Source organism: Streptomyces griseus subsp. griseus (assembly GCF_000720255.1).
GTDB lineage: Bacteria > Actinomycetota > Actinomycetes > Streptomycetales > Streptomycetaceae > Streptomyces > Streptomyces griseus_I.
The window spans coordinates 22521-41214 of sequence record NZ_JOJE01000013.1 but is presented as its reverse complement, the minus strand read 5'-3'; the positions used below and the strand labels follow the sequence as shown (position 1 = coordinate 41214).

Annotated in this window: 15 protein-coding genes and 1 pseudogene; 14 read left to right on the top strand and 2 right to left on the bottom strand. The window is 71.1% G+C overall.

Annotated elements, in window-relative coordinates; all coding sequences use genetic code 11:
* Positions 1-85 precede the first annotated feature (85 nt).
* Positions 86-622: an HNH endonuclease gene (locus IG99_RS18905; protein WP_037675529.1), complete on the bottom strand. Its 537-nt coding sequence runs from the start codon at positions 620-622 to the stop codon at positions 86-88.
* A gap of 322 nt (positions 623-944) precedes the next feature.
* Between IG99_RS18905 and IG99_RS18900 the strand changes: the two genes are divergently transcribed.
* From IG99_RS18900 to IG99_RS18870, 7 genes are all read left to right on the top strand, one after another.
* Positions 945-2045 carry a mechanosensitive ion channel family protein gene (locus IG99_RS18900; protein WP_037675526.1) on the top strand — a complete coding sequence of 367 codons (1101 nt, stop codon included), beginning with the start codon at positions 945-947 and terminating at the stop codon, positions 2043-2045.
* A 251-nt stretch (positions 2046-2296) separates the two neighbouring features.
* Positions 2297-3508: an ROK family transcriptional regulator gene (locus IG99_RS18895; RefSeq protein ID WP_037675524.1), complete on the top strand. Its 1212-nt coding sequence runs from the start codon at positions 2297-2299 to the stop codon at positions 3506-3508.
* 83 nt (positions 3509-3591) lie between these two features.
* On the top strand, positions 3592-4929 hold the full coding sequence (locus tag IG99_RS18890) for an ABC transporter substrate-binding protein (RefSeq protein ID WP_037675522.1): 1338 nt from the start codon (positions 3592-3594) through the stop codon (positions 4927-4929).
* A gap of 2 nt (positions 4930-4931) precedes the next feature.
* Positions 4932-5873, top strand: coding sequence for a carbohydrate ABC transporter permease (locus IG99_RS18885; RefSeq protein ID WP_037675520.1), 942 nt, complete (start codon positions 4932-4934; stop codon positions 5871-5873).
* Between the two features lies 1 nt (position 5874).
* Entirely contained in the window at positions 5875-6768 is an 894-nt protein-coding gene (locus IG99_RS18880) for a carbohydrate ABC transporter permease (RefSeq protein ID WP_037675518.1), read from the top strand.
* A gap of 7 nt (positions 6769-6775) precedes the next feature.
* A complete protein-coding gene (locus IG99_RS18875; protein ID WP_037675516.1) occupies positions 6776-8041 on the top strand; it encodes a 6-phospho-beta-glucosidase in 1266 nt (421 codons plus the stop codon).
* Positions 8032-8997 (top strand): N-acetylglucosamine kinase, encoded by a 966-nt coding sequence (locus IG99_RS18870; protein WP_037675514.1) that lies wholly within the window; start codon positions 8032-8034, stop codon positions 8995-8997. Before IG99_RS18875 ends, IG99_RS18870 begins: the two co-directional genes overlap by 10 nt.
* Positions 8998-9022: 25 nt before the next feature.
* Here IG99_RS18870 and IG99_RS50350 read toward each other — a convergent pair whose 3' ends face one another.
* Positions 9023-9244: a hypothetical protein gene (locus IG99_RS50350; RefSeq protein ID WP_234311900.1), complete on the bottom strand. Its 222-nt coding sequence runs from the start codon at positions 9242-9244 to the stop codon at positions 9023-9025.
* Between IG99_RS50350 and IG99_RS18865 the strand changes: the two are divergent.
* From IG99_RS18865 to IG99_RS18835, 7 genes and pseudogenes are all read left to right on the top strand, one after another.
* Positions 9201-9422: pseudogene (locus IG99_RS18865) on the top strand (response regulator transcription factor); the annotation flags it as partial. The gene IG99_RS50350 and the pseudogene IG99_RS18865 overlap by 44 nt on opposite strands.
* A 234-nt stretch (positions 9423-9656) precedes the next feature.
* The gene (locus tag IG99_RS18860) at positions 9657-11057 is read left to right on the top strand and encodes a hypothetical protein (protein ID WP_051865549.1); all 1401 of its coding nucleotides are present in this window, start codon (positions 9657-9659) and stop codon (positions 11055-11057) included.
* A gap of 14 nt (positions 11058-11071) precedes the next feature.
* Positions 11072-12100, top strand: coding sequence for a glutamate ABC transporter substrate-binding protein (locus IG99_RS18855; protein WP_037675897.1), 1029 nt, complete (start codon positions 11072-11074; stop codon positions 12098-12100).
* 72 nt (positions 12101-12172) lie between these two features.
* A complete protein-coding gene (locus IG99_RS18850; RefSeq protein WP_037675509.1) occupies positions 12173-13504 on the top strand; it encodes a hypothetical protein in 1332 nt (443 codons plus the stop codon).
* Positions 13501-15990, top strand: coding sequence for a serine/threonine-protein kinase (locus tag IG99_RS18845; protein WP_037675507.1), 2490 nt, complete (start codon positions 13501-13503; stop codon positions 15988-15990). Before IG99_RS18850 ends, IG99_RS18845 begins: the two co-directional genes overlap by 4 nt.
* A gap of 3 nt (positions 15991-15993) precedes the next feature.
* Complete coding sequence (locus IG99_RS18840) at positions 15994-17235, top strand: PP2C family serine/threonine-protein phosphatase (protein WP_037675504.1); 1242 nt, start codon at positions 15994-15996, stop codon at positions 17233-17235.
* Between the two features lie 102 nt (positions 17236-17337).
* On the top strand, positions 17338-18684 hold the full coding sequence (locus tag IG99_RS18835) for a vWA domain-containing protein (RefSeq protein WP_037675503.1): 1347 nt from the start codon (positions 17338-17340) through the stop codon (positions 18682-18684).
* The last annotated feature ends 10 nt before the right edge of the window (positions 18685-18694 follow it).

Here is an 18694-nt window from a genome sequence, read left to right as displayed (position 1 = left end):
ACCCCATGCGGTGCGGGCGCCCCATGACGGCCCGCCCCGGGGGCACGGGGGACCCTCGGGGCGGGCAACACGAAGGCCCGGACCGTCAGGCTGAGATGCCGTCGATCCGGGCCAGGGCGTCGTCTGCGCCGTACGGTTGCAGGTACGGCATCCAGCGCGGGTCGCGATGGCCCGTGCCGATGATGCGCCAGGCCAGTCCGGTCGGCGGGGCCGGTTTGTGGCGCAGCCGCCAGCCGATCTCGACGAGATGCCGGTCGGCCTTCACGTGGTTGCAGCGGCGGCAGGACGCCACCACGTTGTCCCAGACGTGCTTGCCCCCGCGGCTGCGCGGGATGACGTGGTCGACGCTGGTTGCGACGCCACCGCAGTACATGCACCGGCCCCCGTCGCGGGCGAAGAGCGCCCTGCGGGTGAGAGGAACGGGCCCCCGATAGGGAACCCGCACGAATCGCTTGAGCCGAACCACGCTGGGTGCGGGGACTGTGACGGTCGCGCTGTGCATGAAGGCGCCGGATTCCTCCAGGGAGACTGCCTTGTTCTCCAGGACGAGGACGAGCGCGCGGCGGAGCGGTACGACGCCGAGCGGCTCGTACGACGCGTTGAGGACCAGGACATGCGGCACGGATGCCTCCTTGGGCGTCGGCGGCGCGTGGCTCGCGCCGGGACGATGTGCAGTCAGTCTCTCCTCATGCCTGGTGGAAGCGCCACCATGTGCCGGTAACGGGCTGGGAGTGTTTTCGACCACACCCTGATACATCCCCCGGATCATGACCGGTTCAAGCCCAGGTGAGCCCAGTCTCTCCTTCACACATCGGTCCGTCCCTCACACAATGCCCCGTTAGTGTGGTGGTTCTGCCCGTCCGGTGACCGTTCCGTGATCTGGACGACCTGACCGCCGTACCGGAACGGGTGGACCGTTGCACCTGGAGGTACCTGCCTTGTCCATGTCCCCTGCGGACGCCGTCCTACTGGCCGTCGGTTCGTCGCCCTCACCGTCTCCCTCGGAGACGACGGCGCCGTCGGTCCCCACCCTTCAGGACGCCCAGGAGAGCGCGACGAACGCCGCCGGCTGGGTCGAGCAGAACTGGTCGACGTGGCTCGCGATCGGGCTCCGGGTCCTGCTGATCCTCGTCATAGCGACGGTGCTCAGAGTGGTCGTGCGGCGGGCCATCACCAAGCTGATCGACCGGATGAGCCGCACGGCACAGTCGGTGGACGGCACGGCGCTGGGCGGTCTGCTGGTGAACGCCGAGCGGCGCCGGCAGCGATCGCAGGCGATCGGCTCGGTGCTGCGCTCGGTGGCGTCCTTCCTGATCATGGGCACGGCGGCGCTGATGGTGCTGGCCACGTTCCAGATCAACCTCGCCCCGCTGCTGGCGTCCGCGGGTGTCGCCGGTGTGGCGATCGGCTTCGGCGCCCGCAACCTGGTGACGGACTTCCTGTCCGGCGTGTTCATGATCCTGGAGGACCAGTACGGGGTCGGCGACACGATCGACGCGGGTGTGGCCTCCGGAGAGGTCATCGAGGTCGGGCTGCGGGTGACGAAGCTGCGCGGCGACAACGGTGAGATCTGGTACGTCCGCAACGGCGAGGTCAAGCGCATCGGGAACCTGTCCCAGGGCTGGGCGACGGCCGGTGTCGACGTGACCGTGAAGGCGTCCGAGGACCTGGACCGGGTCAAGGCCATCCTCGACGGGGTCGCCGAGAAGATGAGCAAGGAAGAGCCCTGGAACGAGCTGCTGTGGGGCCCGGTCGAGGTCCTGGGCCTGGACAGCGTGCTCCTCGACTCGATGGTCGTCCATGTCTCGGCCAAGACGATGCCGGGCAAGTCCCTCACCGTCTCCCGCGAGTTGCGCTGGCGCATCAAGCGGGCCTTCGACGCGGCCGACATCCGCATCGTGGGCGGTGCCACCGCCGTCCCGGAGGAGGGCGCGGCCCCCGACCCGACGGCGGCGGTCGCGGCCCCCTCGGTGTACGCCAACGCGGACTCGCCCCAGTCGGCGGCGGCCTCCCCGCTCGCCCAGCCGAGGCCGGCGGCGAAGTAGGCAGCACCTTCACACCAGAGGCGGCGCCCGGAGTGTTCCGGGCGCCGCCTTTTTGCCGTTCACACCCGCTCCTTGCCATGAATCCGGCCAAAGTCCCTTGACGCCCGCTCCGCGACAGGCTTACCTTCCTCCTCATCAGATAGGAAACTTTCCTAACAGTGATGTCGAGGAAGCCGTCCCAGGTCACCTGGATGGACTTCCCTCCCAGGCCACTGAGAAGCTGTGCCGTTGAAAGGCAGGTGTCGACCCCCATGGCAGGAACCGCCGGTACGCCGGGCACCCCGCGCGTCCTGCGCGCCATGAACGACCGTGCCGCGCTCGATCTGCTGCTGACCCACGGCCAGTTGTCCCGCACCCGGATCGGCAAGCTCACCGGCCTGTCCAAGCCGACCGCCTCCCAGCTCCTGGCCCGCCTGGAGGCCGCGGGACTCGTACTCGCCACGGGCACCAGCGAGGGCCGACCCGGCCCCAGCGCCCAGCTCTACGAGGTGAATCCGGCCGCCGGTCACGCCGCCGGCCTCGACGTCGCCCCCGAACGCCTGCTCGCCGCCGTCGCCGACATCACCGGCCGCACGGTCGGCGAGTACGAACTGCCCACCCCCGGCAGACAGTCCGCGAAGTCGGTCGTCCGGCAGGTCACCGACGCCCTCGACGGCGCCGTGAAGGCGGCCGGCCTGGCCAGGGACGACGTCCGTCGGCTCGTCATCGGCACCCCCGGCGCCTTCGACCCCAACACCGGCCGGCTGCGCTACGCCTCGCACCTGCCCGGCTGGCACTCCCCCGCGCTGCTCGACGACCTCGCCGCAGCGCTGCCGATGCCGGTCGAGTACGAGAACGACGTCAACCTCGTCGCCGTGGCCGAGCAGCGGCTCGGCGCGGCCCGGGGGCACGACGACTTCGTGCTGCTGTGGAACGAGGGGGGCCTCGGCGCAGCCCTCGTCCTCGGCGGCCGGCTGCACCGCGGCTGGACCGGCGGCGCGGGCGAGGTGGGGTTCCTGCCGGTTCCGGGGGCGCCCCTGGTCCGCCACGTCACCAAAGCCAACAGTGGTGGCTACCAGGAGCTGGCCGGATCGCAGGCCATCCCCCAGCTGGCCCGGGAGCTCGGCATCACCGGCATCCCGTCGGGGCCGTACGCCGAGGTGGCCGCCGTTCTCGTCGAGCGGGCCGCCGCCGAGGACACGGTCCTGCACCGCCTGCTGCTCCAGACGTACGCCACCCGGCTCGCCACCGGTCTCGCCTCGCTGGTCTCGGTCCTCGACCCCGAGCTCATCGTCCTCAGCGGCGCCTCGCTGACCTCGGGCGGTGAGGTGCTGCGCGCACTCGTCCAGGCCGAACTGGAGGAGCTTGCGGCCGCCCGGCCCCGGCTCGTCGTGGGCGACGTGCACCACCACCCCGTGCTGCGCGGCGCGCTGGAGAGCGCGCTGGCCGCCACCCGCGACGAGGTCTTCGACACCTCGCGCTGACGCCCGTACCCGTCCCCTTCCCTCCGCTCAACACTCTCATCACCCCCCGCGCCCCGCCCTGCCCTACCCTGGGAGACCCTGCCATGCCCGGAATGTCACGAAAGGTGGCGCTCGCGCTCGCCGCCACGGCCTCGCTGACCCTGCTCGCCACCGCCTGTACCGGCCAGTCCCAGTCGGCCGCGAGCGACGACACCTCCAAGGAGACGACCCTCAACTTCTGGCACGCGTGGAGCGCGCCCGGCGAGGTCGCGGCCGTCAAGGCGCTCGTCGCCGGCTTCGAGAAGGCCCACCCCAACATCCATGTGAACGTCGTCGACAACATGACCGACGACAAGATCAACCAGGCGCTTCGCGCGGGCGGCGACAAGGCGCCCGACGTGATCTCCTCCTTCACCACCACCAACGTGGGCAGGTTCTGCTCGTCGGGGGCGCTGGTCGACCTCAACCCGTTCTTCAAGAAGGACAAGATCGACCCGGAGACCACCTTCCCCAAGGCGATGAACGAGTACACCCAGTACGGCGGCGACCGCTGCGCGGTGCCGCTGCTCGGTGACGCGTACGGCCTCTACTACAACAAGACGGCGTTCGAGAAGGCCGGGATCGCCGCCCCGCCGAAGACCTGGTCGGAGTTCGAGGCCGACGCCAAGAAGCTGACGATCACCCAGGGGAACACCTACAAGCAGCTCGGCCTCATGCCGGACTACCACGGCTGGGAGACCACGACCGAGCACTACCTCGGGCAGTTCTCCCCCACCTACTTCGACTCCAGCGGCAAGTCGAACGTGGCGAAGGACCCGGCCTTCGCGCAGGCGTTCACCCTGCAGAAGAAGCTCGTCGACGAACTCGGCGGCTACAAGAAGCTGGAGACCTACCGCGCCACGCTGGGCGACGAGTGGGGTGCCAAGCACCCCTTCCACACCGGCCAGGTCGCCATGCAGCTCGACGGCGAGTGGCGGCTGGGCATGGCCCTGGACACCAAGCCGAAGTTCGAGATCGGTGTCGCCCCGCTGCCCGTCCCCGACGACCAGGCCGACACCTACGGCAAGGGTTACATCACCGGCACCATCGCCGGTGTCGCCGCAACCAGCAAGAAGCAGAACGCGGCCTGGGAACTGGTGAAGTACATGACCACCGACACGGACGCGGTCGTGAACTTCTCCAACGCCATCCACAACGTGCCGTCCACGCTGGCGGCCCTGAAGTCCCCGAAGCTGAAGTTCGACCCGCGCTTCAAGACGTTCCTGGACATCGCCGCCAACCCGAACTCGACGACTGCGCCCGCCTCGATCAACGGCGGCACGTACCTCACCACGATCCAGCAGCTCGGCTTCGACTACGAGAGCGGCAAGGTCAAGGACCTCAAGGCCGGCCTGGAGAAGGCGGCGCAGCAGATCGACACGGACATCGCGCAGGCGAAGTAGCGATGAGCACCGTCACCCTGGCGTCGAAGCGCCGACGTTCGGCGCTTCGGACCCTCGCCTTTCTCTCGCCCTGGCTGATCGGCTTCGCGGTCTTCTTCGCGTACCCGATGATCTCGACGGTCTACTTCTCGTTCATGCACTACGACGGCTTCAAGCCGCCGACGTGGAGCGGGACGAAGAACTGGACGTACGTCTTCGAGCACTACCCCCTCTTCTGGCCCGCCCTGCGCAACACCCTCTGGCTGGTCGTGATCATGGTGAGCCTGCGGGTCCTGTTCGGACTCGGGATCGGACTGCTCATCACGAAGATCAAGACCGGTACGGGCGTCTTCCGCACCCTCTTCTACCTGCCCTACCTGGCTCCTCCGGTGGCCGCGACGATGGCGTTCGCCTTCCTCCTCAACCCCGGTACGGGCCCGGTCAACTCCCTGCTGGAGAAGGTCGGCATCCCGGCGCCGGGCTGGTTCAACGACCCGAACTGGTCCAAGCCCGGCCTGACCCTGATGTTCCTGTGGGGCATCGGCGACCTGATGGTCATCTTCATGGCCGCGCTGCTCGACGTGCCCAAGGAGCAGTACGAGGCGGCGGAGCTGGACGGCACGTCGGCCTGGCAGCGGTTCCGGTTCGTCACGCTGCCGAACATCGCGCCGATCATCATGTTCGCCGTCGTCACCGGGGTCATCCAGGCGATGCAGGCCTACACCCAGCCGCTGGTCGCCGGAAAGGTCGCCTCGGGCGTGATCCAGGGCGCGGGCACCATCTTCGAGCCCGGCTACCCGGAGCACTCCACGCTCACCCTCCCCCAGCTCGTCTACAACCTCGGCTTCCAGCGCTTCGACTACGGCTCGGCGTGTGTCGTGGCCCTGGTCCTCTTCACCCTGTCGATGGCGTTCACCGCGCTGTTGATGCGGCGCCGGGGCGGACTCATCCAGGCAGGTGACTGACATGACCCAAGTACTCGACCGGCCGGTGGAGGTGCGGGTCCCGTCCTCGCCCGCCGAACGCACCGCCCGCCGCAGGGCCCTGCTCGAGTGGATCGCGATCCACTCCCTCGGTGTGGCCGCCGCCCTGTTCTTCACCCTGCCCTTCGTGTTCGTCTTGCTCACCTCGCTGATGAGCGACTCGCAGTCGCTGAGCCGGGACCTGATCCCGCACACCTGGGAGTGGGGCAACTACAAGAGCGTGCTCGACACCCCGGGCTTCCTCACCTGGTGGAAGAACACCCTGATCTACGCCGGCCTGGGCACGGTCCTCAGCGTGGTCTCGTCCATCCCGGTGGCGTACGCGCTCGCCAAGTTCCGCTTCCGGGGCCGCAACCTGACGCTCATGCTGGTGATCTCGATGATGATGCTGCCGCCGCAGGTCGTCGTCATCCCGATGTACCTCTTCTGGGCGAAGCAGCTGGACCTGTCGGGCACCCTGTGGCCGATGATCATCCCGATGGCGTTCGGTGACGCGTTCTCCATCTTCCTGCTGCGCCAGTTCCTGACGACCATCCCCAACGAGTACGTGGACGCGGCCAGGGTGGACGGCTGCGGCGACCTGCGCACGCTGCTGCGGGTCGTGATCCCGATGGCCAAGCCGGGCATCGCCGCCGTCGCCCTGTTCCAGTTCTTCTACGCCTGGAACGACTACTTCGGACCGCAGATCTACGCCTCGGAGAACCCCGCCGCGTGGACACTGAGTTACGGCCTGGAGTCCTTCAAGGGCGCGCACCACACCGACTGGAACCTCACCATGGCCGCGACCGTACTGGTCATGGCCCCCGTGATCCTCGTGTTCTTCTTCGCACAGAAGGCGTTCGTCGAAGGCGTCACGCTCACCGGAGTAAAGGGTTGACCCTCATATGAAACTCACTGTGGTCGGCGGAGGATCGACCTACACCCCCGAACTCGTCGACGGGTTCGCGCGCCTGCGGGACACCCTGCCGGTCGAGGAACTGGTGCTCGTCGACCCGGCGGCGGACCGTCTGGAGCTGGTGGGCGGGCTGGCCCGGCGCATCTTCGCCAAGCAGGGGCATCCCGGGCGGGTCGTGACGACGAGTGACCTGGACCAGGGCGTCGACGGCGCCGACGCGGTCCTGCTCCAGCTGCGCGTCGGCGGTCAGGCGGCCCGCGAGCAGGACGAGACCTGGCCGCTGGAGTGCGGCTGCGTCGGCCAGGAGACGACCGGCGCGGGCGGCCTCGCCAAGGCGCTGCGCACGGTTCCGGTGGTACTCGACATCGCCGAACGGGTCCGCCGTACCAACCCGGACGCCTGGATCATCGACTTCACCAACCCGGTCGGCATCGTCACCCGCGCCCTGCTCCAGGCCGGTCACAAGGCGGTCGGCCTGTGCAACGTGGCGATCGGCTTCCAGCGGAAGTTCGCCGGGCTGCTCGGCGTCACACCTGCCGACATCCACCTGGACCACGTGGGCCTCAACCACCTCACCTGGGAGACCGGGGTGCGCCTCGGCGGCCCCGAGGGCGAGGACGTGCTGCCCAAGCTGCTGACCGGCCATGGCGACACGATCGCCGCCGACCTGCACCTGCCCCACCCCCTGCTCGACCGGCTCGGCGTGGTCCCGTCGTACTACCTGCGCTACTACTACGCGCACGACGAGGTCGTCCGGGAGCTGCGCACCAAGCCGTCCCGGGCCGCTGAAGTGGCGGAGATGGAGCGGCGGTTGCTGGAGATGTACGGCGATCCGACCCTGGACGAGAAGCCGGAGCTGCTGGCCAAGAGGGGCGGTGCCTACTACTCCGAGGCCGCGGTCGACCTGGCGGCGGCGCTGCTCGGCGGCGGGGGAAGCCCGTACCAGGTGGTGAACACGTACAACAACGGCACGCTGCCCTTCCTGCCGCCCGACGCGGTGATCGAGGTGCAGGCGGCGGTCGGCGCGTCCGGCCCGACCCCGCTGCCGGTGACGGCCCCGGACCCGCTCCAGTCGGGGCTCATGGCGAACGTGACCGCGTACGAGGAGCTGGCCCTGCGGGCGGCCCTGGAGGGCGGCCGGGACCGGGTCTTCCGGGCCCTGCTCGCGCACCCCCTCGTCGGGCAGTACGAGTACGCCGACGCCCTCACCGACCAGCTGATCGCACACAACCGGGAGCACCTCGCGTGGGCCTGACCGACGGCGTCCTCGCCATCGACGCCGGCAACAGCAAGACCGACGTCGCGGTCGTGACGGTGGACGGAGACGTCCTCGCCACGGCCCGCGGCGGCGGCTTCCGGCCCCCCGCCGTGGGCGTCGCGGCGGCGGTCGACGCCCTCGCCGAGACGGTCGCGGAGGCGTACGCCGAGGCCGGGGTCACCTCCGTCGCCCATGTCTCGGCCTGCCTGGCCAATGCCGACCTGCCCGTGGAGGAGGAGCAGTTGGCGGCCGCGCTGCACGCGCGCGCGTGGGGCACGACCGTCGAGGTCCGCAACGACACGTTCGCGATCCTGCGGGCGGGCGTGGCCGAACCCGAGGGCGTCGCCGTGGTCTGCGGCGCCGGCATCAACTGCGTCGGCATGCGCCCCGACGGCCGCACCGCCCGCTTCCCGGCGCTCGGCCGGCTCTCCGGGGACTGGGGCGGCGGCTGGGGGCTGGCCGAGGAGGCCGTGTGGCACGCGGCCCGCGCGGAGGACGGCCGCGGCGGCCCGACCGAGCTGGCGCGTACGCTGCCGGCCCACTTCGGCCTGCGCTCCGTCTACGCGCTCGTCGAGGCGCTGCACCTGGAGCACATCGCCCCCGCGCGGCGCCATGAGCTGACGCCCGTGCTGTTCGCGACGGCGGCCGCGGGGGATCCGGTGGCCCGCTCGATCGTGGACCGGCTGGCCGACGAGGTCGTCACCATGGCGGTGGTGGCGCTGTCGCGCCTGGACCTCCTGGGCGAGGAGACCCCGGTCCTGCTCGGCGGCGGCGTCCTCACCGCCCGCCATCCCCAACTGGAGGACGGGATCACCGACTTGCTGGCGTCCCGCGCGCCGAAGGCGGTGCCCCGCGTGGTGGAGGCCCGCCCGGTCCTCGGGGCGGCGCTGCTGGGGCTCGACCGGGTGGGGGCGGGAGCGGAGGCGCGGGAGCGGGTGCGGGGGCACTTCTGAGTCGTCCCGCACCGGTGCTGGGCTCCTACTCGTTGTGCAGGACCGTCGCGATGGTGAGCCGTGCCGCCGACCGGGCCGGGACCAGGGCGCCCAGGGCGGCGATCGCGACACCGGCGAGCGCCAGGCCGGCCAGCTGCGGGGCGTGCCACGGGGTGATCTTGAGGGCCGCCGGGCGTGCGCAGGCCCCGGCGGTCCATCGCGACCTCGCGGTTCTCACACCGCGTGAGCGCGAGGTGCTGCGGCTCATGGGCCGGGGGCTGTCCAACGCCGAACTCGCCCGGAGGTTGACGCTCAGCGAGTCGACGGTCAAGACCCACGTGGCCCGCGTCTTCGTCAAACTCAGCCTGCGCGACCGGGCCCAGGCCGTCGTCCTCGCCTACGAAACCGGCCTGGTCGAACCCGGTGACTCCGTTCCCGATCACTGAGCCGCGGAAGGGAACCGAACCGATTCCCCCGGCGTATTCATGGGCAAGGGGTGGTACAGCACCGGCCCCCGCGCCGCAAGCGCTCCACTTCGATCCGATCAAGATCCAGTCAATGCCGGTGCGGATACCGGCCCTGCCAGCGATACTTGCGGCGACAGATGACCATGGGGGAGGTCAAACGTGACACACCCGCCGAAGAGCAGCGCGGCGCCACCGGGAACCGGCGTGCCCACGATGCCGGCCGTCCCGCCGCAACCGGGACCGCCGACCGTCCCCGGCCCGCCGACGGCCCACGCCACCCCGCCCCCACCCCCACCGCACCGCCGTACCGCCTTCGCCGAGGGTGTCGACCGGCTGCGCGCCGCGGCCACCACCGAACCGGGCCGGCTGCGCATCATCGGCGCCCTGCTGGCGCTCCTCGTCGTCGCCTTCGGCTCGGTCACCGCCTGGCAGATGACGGACAGAGCGGCCGCCGCCGACGACGTCCTGCACAAGAGCCAGCCGCTCAGCACCGCCGCCGCGGACATCTACCGCTCGCTCGCCGACGCCAACACCGCCGCCTCCAGCGGCTTCCTCGCCGGCGGCCAGGAGACTCCGGAATCCCGGCAGCGGTACGAGAAGGACATCGACACGGCCGCCGCGAAGCTCGTCACGGCCGCCAACAACTCCGACCCGGGCTCCCCCTCGGCCGCCTCCATCACCAAGCTCAACAAGCTGCTGCCGGAGTACAAGGGCCTGGTGGAGCGCGCCCGCACCTACAACCGGCAGGGCTTCCCGGTCGGCGGCGCCTACCTGCGGTACGCCAACGAGAAGATGCAGGACGACATGCTCCCGGAGGCGGAGAAGCTCTACACGAAGGAGAACCAGCGCCTGGCGGACGACTACGCGGACGCCACGCCCTACCCGTGGCCGGCGATCGCCCTCGGCGTCCTCACCCTGGCCGCGCTGGCCTGGGCCCAGCACCGCAACTACCGCCGCACCCACCGCGTACTGAACCACGGCCTGGTCTCCGCCACGGCCGCCGCCACGGTCGTCCTGCTCTGGCTGGTCGTCGGCCACAGCGTCGCCCGCGCCGGTCTGAACGACTCCTACGACCACGGCGTGCGCTCCCTCAACGTCCTGCACGACGCCCGGATCGCCTCCCTCAAGGCCCGCGGCAACGAGAACCTCACGCTGGTCGCCCGCGGCGCCGAGACGGTCAAGGTCGGTGACGCCACCCTCGACGCCTACGACCACGACTTCACCGAGGACATGGCGGTCCTCGGCAAGGGCCTCGCCCAGGCGGAGAAGCTCGCCGACGACCAGACCGGCGAGAAGCCGGTGACGGCCGCCGTCGGCAACATGGAGGAGTGGAAGAAGCGCCACGCCACCGCCCGCGAAGAGGACGACAACGGCAACTACCAGCAGGCGCTGGCCAAGGTGATCGGCGCCAAGGGCGCGACCGGCGAGTGCTTCGACAGTGTCGACGACAACCTGGCGATCGCGCTGAAGCACGAGCAGAGCGAGTTCAAGACGGCGGCCGGTGACGGCCTGGACGCGCTGGGCGGACTGCCCCTGGGCGCCGCCGTCCTCGCTGTCCTGGGCGCGGCGGGCGCCGTCCTCGGCATCGGCCGCAGGCTTTCGGAGTACCGGTGAAAGGGGGCGTGACGATGCATGTGCGATGTGTGCGGGCCGGTCTGAAGGGCTGGGGCGGGGTGGGCGCGATGGCGGTCGTCTGCGCCCTCGCGCTGGCCTTCGTCCTGCTGCTGCCGACGGCCCGGTCGTCCGGCGACGGCAGCACCGGCACCGGCGGCCCGGGATTCGCCACGGCCACCCACGCGAAGGACACGACCTGCGAGGGGCCGGAGAAGCAGACACTCGCACCGTCGGGCGCGGACGGGCCCACGATCACCGCCATCAAGAACCGCCAGGGTGAGAAGCGCAAGCTGATCGTGGGTGTCGACCTGAACAGCTACCGCTGGGGCTACCGGGACCCGAACCGGGCGGACGCCGAGCTGGAGGGCTTCGACATCGACCTCGTCCGACGGATCGCCCAGGACATCCTCGGCGACCCGGAAGCGGTCCAGTTCAAGGCCATCCCCACCAACCAGCGCATCCCCGCGATCCAGGACGGCCGGGTCGACATGGTCGTCCGTACGATGACCATCACCTGCGACCGCGCGGACAAGGTCGCGTTCTCCGCGCCGTACTTCAAGACCGGCCAGACCGTCCTCGCCCCCAAGTCCTCGCGGATCAGCGGCTACAACGACACGCTGGCCGACAAGAAGGTGTGCACGGCGGCCGGTTCGACGGCGTACCTGAAGCTGAAGAAGGACCGGGACACGGGCGCGATGCCCGCCTCCGTCGACATCATCCCCCCGGTCCCCAACCAGCTCGACTGCCTGGTCAGGCTCCAACTCGGCGAGGCCGACGCGGTGGTCAACGACGGCGCGCTCGCGGCGAGCCAGGCCGCGCAGGACCCGACGGTCGGACTCAAGGGCAAGGCCTTCACGACCGAGTACTACGGCGTGGCGATGAACAAGAAGGCAGACGATCTGGTACGCCGGGTCAATCAGATCCTGGTGGAGTACCGCGCGAACGGCTGGCAGGCGTCGTACGACAGATGGCTGTCGGCGACACTGGGCCAGGACGCGTCGGCGTCGAAGCCGCCCGCACCGCAGTACCTGCGCACGAGCTGACGGAACTCGGCCGACGGACCAACAGACCAACAGCGGAGCCCCAGCAACCCACACAGCAGCGAGAGGTGATCGATGGGCGTCACGGACCCCGCCGGGCCGGTGATGGACCGGGACGAGGTGGACCGTGCGCTCGCGCGGCTCGGCGCGGAGCACGAGGCGATCGAGACCTCGCTGCTCGCCCTGCAGGACCACGCGGGCCGCAGACTCCTCGAGGGGGCCGAGCTCACCGGCGTCACCAAGGAGCGCTGGACGGCCGCGGAGGCGTCGATCACGCTGCTGTGGGCGTACTTCGACGCCTACACGGGCGCGTTGCGCGCGGCCCGCGAGATCCGCTCGCGTCGGCGCTGGTCCAGCCGCGAGGATCTGGTGGAGCTGACCGAGCTGCTGCGCGGCGAGTCCGTCACGGTCGCCGACTCCGCGGCGGCCACGGCGAACGCCCCGACCCTGCACGGCACGGCCCGGCTCAGCCACTCCTTCTCGCTCGCCACGCTGGTGGAGCGGATGAACGAGCTGTACGCGTCCTCGCTGGACATGGTGGTCGCCGCCGACGCCGTGTGGTCGGCGCTGCCCGCCCGGATCGACCTCCTGGCCGCCGAGCTGCAGCGCACCCGCCGGCTCGCCCACTCCGTCGGGGTGCGCCCCGGCGAGCACCCGGCCGGCGACGACCTGGAGCGCATCACCCACACCCTCACCACGCTGCGCGAGCAGGTGGTGTCCGACCCGCTCGCCCACTGGGTGCCGGGGCAGGGCAGTTCGGCGCCGGGCGGCGGCCGGCCCGACACCACGGTGTACGACCGTGAGGCGCGCGCGCTGGAGGACGTACGCCGGGAGATCGACGCCGTGTTGACGGTGCGCCAGGACGCGGAGCAGCGGCTGGTGAAGCTGCGGGACGTGCTCTCGCGCGCGGACCGTACGCTCGCCGAGGCGCGCACCGCGCGCGGCGAGGTCCTCGCGAAGATCGCCGCGACGGAGGTGCCGGTGGTCAGCGGCCCGCCGACCGTGCTGCAGGAGCAACTGGCGACGGCCGCCGAGTACCGCAGACACGCCCAGTGGCACCGGCTGTCCCCGCTCCTGGAGTCGCTGGAGCAGAAGGCCGAGGACGAACTGCTGCGCGCCCGCGAGTCGTTGACCGCGGTCACCGCGCCGCTCGCGGTCCGCGCGGAGCTGCGCGGCCGTCTCGACGCGTACAAGGCGAAGGTCTCCCGGCACGGGCTCGCCGAGGACCCGTTCCTCGTGGAGCGCTACGACGCGGCGCGCCGCATGCTGTGGAGCGCGCCCTGCGACCTGCGCGTCGCCGAGCAGGCCGTGCTGCGCTACCAGCACGCGGCCGCCGAACTGCTCGGCGCCCCGCGGGTGCCGGAGCAGGGCGGTCACGAGGACCGCAGGGGGGAGCACGGGTCATGAGTCAGCCAGGGCAGACGTGTCAGCGGCCGGACTGCGAAGGATCGTACGAGGACGTGGGCGGCGGCGAGCTGTACTGCGACACCTGCGGTCTGGCGCCGGTCGTCAGCGCGACCGGGATGGTCGGCTCGCCCCCGACCGGGATCACCGTCGGCGGCAAGGGCTCGGCGGGCACCAGCAGTTCGCCCTCCAGCTCCCGCAGTTCCCGTACGTCGTCGCAGTCGTGGAAGTCGCGCCGCTCGGTGTCGGGCCGGCTGTCGCGCTCGGCGTCGGGGCGGTCCACGGGCCGTTCTGTGTCGGTGCGCAGCTCCGGTTCGTCGGCGGGCTCCTCCGGGCGGGCCCGGTTGGGCGTCGGACTCGTCACGGTCCCGCAGGTGCCGCGGCCGGACCCGCGCGCGATGGTCCTCGACAAAGCCGAGGTGCCCGAGCGCAAGCGGTTCTGCTCGCGTTCCGACTGCGGTGCGCCGGTGGGCCGTTCGCGCGGGGACCGGCAGGGGCGCACGGAGGGCTTCTGCACGAAGTGCGGTCACCCGTACTCCTTCGTCCCCAAGCTGAAGACCGGTGACGTCGTGCACGGCCAGTACGAGGTCGTGGGCTGTCTGGCGCACGGCGGCCTCGGCTGGGTGTACCTCGCCGTCGACCGGGCCGTGTCCGACCGCTGGGTGGTCCTCAAGGGCCTCCTGGACACCGGCGACCAGGACGCGATGGCCGCGGCGATCTCCGAGCGGCGCTTCCTCGCGGAGATCGAGCACGCCAACATCGTGCGGATCTACAACTTCGTGGAGCACCTCGACCAGCGGACGGGTTCGCTGGACGGGTACATCGTCATGGAGTACGTCGGCGGCAAGTCCCTGAAGGAGATCGCCAACGCCCGCCGCACCGAGGACGGCAAGCGCGACCCGCTGCCGGTGGAGCAGGCCTGCGCCTACGGCATCGAGGCCCTGGAGGCACTCGGTCACCTGCACAGCCGCAACCTGCTGTACTGCGACTTCAAGGTCGACAACGCGATCCAGACCGAGGACCAGCTGAAGCTGATCGACATGGGCGCGGTGCGCAGGATGGACGACGACGAGTCGGCCATCTACGGCACGGTCGGCTACCAGGCGCCGGAGGTCGCGGAGGTCGGCCCGTCGGTGGCGAGCGACCTCTACACCGTCGGCCGCACGCTCGCGGTCCTCACCTTCGACTTCCAGGGCTACACGAACGTCTTCGCCGACTCCCTGCCCGACCCCGACAACATCGACGTCTTCCGCCGGTACGAGTCGTTCTACCGGTTGCTGGTGCGCGCCACCGACCCCGATCCGGACCGCCGGTTCGCCTCCGCGCAGGAGATGGCGGAGCAGCTGACGGGTGTGCTGCGCGAGGTGGTGTCGCTCCAGACGGGGCGGGCTCGGCCCGCGCTGTCGACGCTGTTCGGGCCGGAGACCAAGGTCACGGACGTGGAGTTGTTCCCGGTGCTGGACGGGGAGGTGTCGCGGCTGGGGGCGCGGGCGGCCCGCGCCCGGGGAGGGCTCCCCGCCGCCGTCGCGTCCGGTACGGCGGGCCTCGTCAGGTCCGTCGACTGCGCCACCGCGGCCCTCGCGTTGCCCGTGCCGCTGGTCGACCCGGGGGACCCCAACGCGGGTTTCCTGGCGGGCCTGATGGCCTCCGCGCCCGGCGAGTTGCTCGGTGCGCTCGCCGCGGCGCCGACGGCGTCGGTCGAGACCCGGCTGCGGCAGATCCGCGCCCTGCTGGAGAACGGCGACTTCGCGGCCGGGCTGGACTCGCTGTCCGGTCTCGAGGGGGAGCGGCCCGACGACTGGCGGGTGGTCTGGTACCGGGGCGTGGCCGCGCTGGTCACCGGCGACCGGGAGGGCTCGGCGCTCGCCTTCGACGCGATCTACGACGCCTTCCCGGGCGAGCCCGCGCCGAAGCTGGCTCTCGGGCTGTGCGCGGAGGTGCTGGGTCAACTGGACAACGCCGCCGAGTACTACCGCCTGGTGTGGTCGACCGACCCGAGCTATGTGAGCGCCGCGTTCGGCCTGGCCCGCGTCCGGCTCGCGGCCGGGGACCGCCAAGGTGCCGTGCGGACGCTGGAGTCGGTGCCGGAGAGCTCCATCCACTACGTGGCCGCGCGCGTCGCGGCCGTACGCGCCCGGCTGCGACAGGAAACGGCGGGCGCTTCCGTCGTACCGTTCCTGGAGGACCTGACCGCCGCGGCGGCACAGGTGGAGGCGCTGGACGCGTACGGTTTGGACCCGAGACGGCGTGCACAGCTGTCGACCGAGGTTCTCGGCTCCGCGCTGGACTGGATACTGTCCGGTAGCCAGGGTTCCGCCCCCACCACCGCCGGGGGGCGGACGCTGCTCGGCAGCGGTCTCGACGAGCGCGGACTGCGGTTCGGTCTGGAACGCTCGTACCGCACGCTGGCCCGCCTGGCGACCGGCGGTGAGGAGAGGATCGACCTGGTGGAACGTGCCAACCGTTACCGCCCCCGGACGTGGGTGTAGTTGATGTCCCAGATGCCCCAACAGGCCGCCCTGTCGAAGTGCCCGAGCTGCGAGGAGCCGCTCGAGGTGGGCGACCGCTTCTGCGGTGCGTGCGGATACGACCTGTCCGCCGTGCCGCCGCGTCCGGAGGAGGTGCCGGCGCCCGCTGTGAACGGCTCGGTGCCGCCACCCGCTCCCCCGCCACCCGCTCCCCCCGCGGCGCCCCACCTGCCGCCGCAGGCACCCGCGCCGACCGGGGTGCGGTTCGACCGGGCGCCGGAGCCCGAGGAGTATCCGTTGCAGGCGCCCGACCCCCGGGTGGCCGCCGAGGCCGCGGCGCCCGCCGGGGAGGCCAAGGTGTGCGTGGCGTGCCGCGCGGGCCGGGTCGACGACGACGGCTACTGCGAGAACTGCGGGCACGCCCAGCCACGGGAACGGGACCACATGGAGCAGGAGTTCGGCCCGGTGGCCGCGGTCAGCGACCGCGGCCTGCGCCACCACCGCAACGAGGACGCCTTCGCCCTCGGCAACACCGCCCTCCCCGACGGCTCACCCGCGGCGCTGGCGATCGTCTGCGACGGCGTCTCCTCCGCGACCCGCCCGGACGACGCCTCGCTCGCGGCGTCACGGGCGGCGAGCGAGTCGCTGCTGGCCGCCCTGCCGCTCGGCACGCACCCCCAGCAGGCCATGCACGAGGCGATCGTCGCGGCCTCGCAGGCGGTCAACGCGCTCGCCGAGGAGCCCGCCACGGCACGGGAGCACGCCCCGCACCAGAACGCCCCCGCCTGCACCCTCGTCGGCGCGATCGTCACCGCCGGACTGCTGGTCGTCGGCTGGGTCGGCGACAGCCGCGCCTACTGGATCCCCCTGGACCGCACCGCACCGCCCGCCCGGCTCACCGAGGACGACTCCTGGGCCGCGCAGATGGTGGCGGCGGGCCTGATGAGCGAGGCGGAGGCCTACGCCGACGAGCGCGCCCACGCGATCACCGGCTGGCTCGGCGCGGACGCCTACGAACTGGAGCCGCACACCGCCTCCTTCAAGCCCGACCGGCCGGGTGTGGTGGTGGTGTGCACCGACGGTCTGTGGAACTACGCGGAGGCGGCCGAGGAGATGGCGGACGCCGTCCCCGTGGACGCCGCCACGCATCCCCTGCAGAGCGCCCGGGTCCTCGTCGGCCGCGCCCTGGACGGCGGGGGCCACGACAACGTAACAGTGGCCGTCCTGCCGTTCCCTCCCCCGCCGCAAGGGGCAGGATCCGCCTGAGACGACAGATACGGGGACAACTCGGCGGACCGGAGGGGACCGGTCCGTCCACCGTCACCACCTCCACCCGACGTGGAGTTTCCGAGGGGGATTTGAGCAGGCATGGCCAATTTCTCGAAGTCGAACGTGCCGCAGTTCTCGGTGGACGTCTACCAGAACGAGTACCTGCCGGAGGGCGGCCGTGAGGTCAACGCGATCGTCACGGTGACCTCCACCGGCGGCGGCACCGTCGGCAGCGCGGTCGCGGCGCCCCACCTGTACGCGCCCGGGCAGGGACCGGACGCGGCGGTGGCGATCATGGTCGACTGTTCCGGCTCGATGGACTACCCGGCGACCAAGATGCGCAACGCCCGCGACGCCACCGCCGCCGCCATCGACACCCTGCGCGACGGTGTGCACTTCGCGGTGATCGGCGGCACGCACGTCGCCAAGGAGGTCTACCCGGGCGGCGGGCGCCTCGCCGTCGCCGACGCCACCACCCGCGCCCAGGCCAAGGAGGCCCTGCGCAGGCTCAGCGCCGGCGGCGGCACGGCCATCGGCACCTGGCTGCGCCTCGCCGACCGCCTGCTGTCCTCGGCGGACGTCGTCATCCGGCACGGCATCCTGCTCACCGACGGCCGCAACGAGCACGAGTCCCCGCAGGACCTCAGGCGATCGCTCGATGATTGCGCCGGACGTTTCACCTGCGACGCACGGGGAGTCGGCACCGACTGGGAAGTGAAAGAAGTCACAGCCATCGCGTCCGCCCTGCTCGGCACCGCCGACATCGTCGCCGACCCGGCCGGTCTCGCCGCCGACTTCACGGGCATGATGGAGACGGCCATGGGCAAGGAGGTCGCGGACGTCGCCCTGCGGCTGTGGACCCCGGTCGGCACGACGATCAGATTCGTCAAACAGGTCGCTCCGACGGTCGTGGAACTGACCGGCCGCCGCACCGAGGCGGGCCCCCGCGCCGGCGACTACCCCACCGGTTCCTGGGGCGACGAGTCCCGTGACTACCACGTCTGCGTCGAGGTACCGGCCGCGAACATCGGCCAGGAGATGCTCGCGGCCCGCGTCTCCCTGGTCATTCCGCAGCCCGACAGCAGCGTGCAGAACCTCGGCGCGCAGGGTCTGATACGGGCCGTGTGGACCGAGGACATGGTCGCCTCGACGTCGATCAACCCTCAGGTCGCCCACTACACCGGCCAGGCCGAACTGGCACAGGTCATCCAACAGGGCCTCGATCTACGCAAAGCGGGAGAAGTCGAGGCGGCAACGGCGAAACTGGGCCGGGCCGTTCAGCTCGCGAGTGCCTCCGGGAACGCCGATACTGCGAAACTGCTTGCGAAGGTGGTGGACGTGGTCGACGCCGCGACAGGTACTGTGCGACTGAAGGCGAAGGTCGCGGAGGCCGACGAGATGACACTCGAAACCCGGTCGACAAAGACTGTTCGTGTAAAGAAGTGACTAAGCAGCT